Consider the following 1,612-nt stretch of genomic DNA (forward strand, 5'->3'; position numbering starts at 1 on the left):
CCGGCCCGTGGACCCGGCGCACCGAGCGACCTCGGCCACACCGTCACACCCAAGAGGCACAATCACACCTCACAGAGGCTGACGCCCCGAAACTCAACACCAACAGCCGCTCCATGAAACATCCGGGTTAGCGATCTGCGCATTCGCGGTATACGCCGCGCTGTGCAGATGGTTACCGCTCTTCAACCGCCCCGACACCGAGGGCGCCAACAGGACACCCACGATCGTGATCCCCAGCCACAGCAACCCGACAATCAGCCGATGCCGGGTCACCCATCTACTCAATGCATCCATCGGATCCTCCAAATAAGTCACGACGAGACACCGTTGGTCAACGTCCTGCCGGACCCTAGGCGGACCTACCTTTCTGAACGCTTGCACCGGAGCGCCAGTCCCGCCGCCACGACCCACGGTCGGCCGCCACCATGTGGCTCGGTGTCGAGGTGCGCCCGGGGGAGCACGTCGGCGCGATCCTCGGAACTGACGACGTCGCCGGGCGCCCGCCCGCAGCAGCTGGCCACGTTCGCCGACATCACCGCGGCGGTGATCGTGACCGACGCGCGCCTGGCCGTGGCCTGTGGTTGGGCCGTGGGCGACTTTCACCGAGCCACGAGGACTGGAGTCCCTCATCTTCTCCGACCTCCGGCACCCTTCGCTATCATGCAGAGCAGAATCCAGCCACCGCCAACCCTCACCACAAACTTGAGCAAGTTCGGAGCAATCCCAAGAAAGGCCCACAAGCAGGCAGCTCCGAGGACCATGACTATTCCGCAGAGGAGAAGTGCGTCAATGAAATCGCTCGCGGGTTTCAGCGTTATATTAACCGGCTTCACTGCACTTACTCCTACGCGGACCCACATGGACTAGGGAATCGGGGTCATGCCAACCCCGAGGGAGCAGTTGGGATCGGAATGCGGTCCCAGTAGGTCTGGCAGTAGGCGGCGATCGAGAGCTGCATGAAGCCGGCCGCGCTCGGTGCGGGCATTCCCAGGTCTATCCTGGCTTGCAACTCCTGTTGCCAGGAGGCGCCACTCTGGAAGGCGTCGCAGGTGGCGTCGGCAGTATCGGTCAGTGCTCCATAGGTGTAGCCCGGCAGCAGGCGTTGAGCGGCCGCGACCAGCCGGTCGTCCATCGAGACGCCCGGACCTTGCGAGGGAACGCCCGGTGCGGCCTGCGGCACAGCGCCGCTACAGCCGGTAAGCAGCACCGTGACGGTGCCCAGGAGCGTCATCTTGCCTGCCAACGCGCGACACTTGACTCTGAGGCTTCTCTCCAGCACACCTGCACCTTACCAACGCGAAACTGTGGCAGTCCGCCTATGACAGTGACGGCCAGATCCGACCCGGGGCGTTCGTCGCCGAAGTGACGGGCTGCTGGACCTGGCGTCATGGCCAGCCGGGATGCGGGTGATCGTGCGTAAGGACGCAAGGACGCGTGCCACCCCGATGCGCAGCTGCGGATCACCGACCTCGGCTGAACCATCAAACCCCCACGGCACAATCCCAACCCACAGAGGCTGCCACCCCAAGATTCGGGACCAGCAGACGCAGCGTGAAAGTTCCGGGCTAGGGACAATACCGTTCAGTTAGCTTCGTGCGATCTGGTAGGTGGG

The 1,612-nt window shown here is 64.0% G+C and carries 2 protein-coding genes and 1 pseudogene; 1 reads left to right on the forward strand and 2 read right to left on the reverse strand.

Going from position 1 to position 1,612, the window contains the following annotated elements; genetic code table 11:
- Positions 1 to 93 precede the first annotated feature (93 nt).
- Together RM423_RS24650 and RM423_RS24655 are read right to left on the reverse strand one after the other, a co-directional pair.
- Positions 94 to 315 (reverse strand): hypothetical protein, encoded by a 222-nt coding sequence (locus tag RM423_RS24650; protein WP_311425680.1) that lies wholly within the window; start codon positions 313 to 315, stop codon positions 94 to 96.
- A gap of 562 nt (positions 316 to 877) precedes the next feature.
- Entirely contained in the window at positions 878 to 1,231 is a 354-nt protein-coding gene (locus RM423_RS24655; RefSeq protein ID WP_311425681.1) for a DUF732 domain-containing protein, read from the reverse strand.
- Between the two features lie 44 nt (positions 1,232 to 1,275).
- On the opposite strand from RM423_RS24655, the pseudogene RM423_RS24660 reads away from it, so the two are divergent.
- Positions 1,276 to 1,468 (forward strand): annotated as a pseudogene (locus tag RM423_RS24660) (IS1380 family transposase); the annotation flags it as partial.
- Between the last annotated feature and the right edge of the window lie 144 nt (positions 1,469 to 1,612).

This window comes from Jatrophihabitans lederbergiae (genome assembly GCF_031845305.1).
Lineage (GTDB): Bacteria > Actinomycetota > Actinomycetes > Mycobacteriales > Jatrophihabitantaceae > Jatrophihabitans_A > Jatrophihabitans_A lederbergiae.